This is a genomic window from Streptomyces gottesmaniae (assembly GCF_031845845.1).
Classification (GTDB): domain Bacteria; phylum Actinomycetota; class Actinomycetes; order Streptomycetales; family Streptomycetaceae; genus Streptomyces; species Streptomyces akebiae.
In genome coordinates this window covers 1-481 of sequence record NZ_JAVRFJ010000112.1, presented here as the reverse complement: position 1 = coordinate 481, position 481 = coordinate 1, and the positions used below count along the sequence as shown (strand labels likewise).

Here is a 481-nt window from a genome sequence, read left to right as displayed (position 1 = left end):
ACCAAAGCCCCGCCGACGACCGACGACAATGCGCCGACCTTGGTCCAGTGCACCGCCTTGACCGGAGTGGCAACGGTATTCACCGCGAGCGCCGCCGCCAGCCCCGCACCTCGGGCGAACGCGAGATCGGATTCTGCTGCGGTGATCACCGCAGCCGGGATGGAGTCGGCCAGCTCGGCCACCGTCGGATCGTGGGCATCGGAGCCCAGGATGAACATCGCGCTGACCGGCCTGCCGGTGAGCGCCAGCAGCCCGGCGATATCGGACGCGAACGTCTCGGACCGCTCGATCCGGTCGGCGCTGACGTCGTCGGGCGTCACGATCGCCACGACCGCGGCGTCGGGTTCGACGATGCAGACCGCGATGTCGTCGTGTTCGGTGATCTCGGCGATGCCACTGGCCAGCATGCCGGCCGCCTCGATCTCCGAGACCGCGAAGACGTTTCCGTAGCCGCGGGTGTCCAGGGCCTCCATGATGTGCC

The 481-nt window shown here is 68.8% G+C and carries 1 protein-coding gene; it reads right to left on the bottom strand.

The window, feature by feature from the left end; genetic code table 11:
• A partial coding sequence (locus tag RM704_RS44625; protein ID WP_311593592.1) for a DUF7159 family protein occupies positions 1-481 on the bottom strand: 481 nt, incomplete at both ends.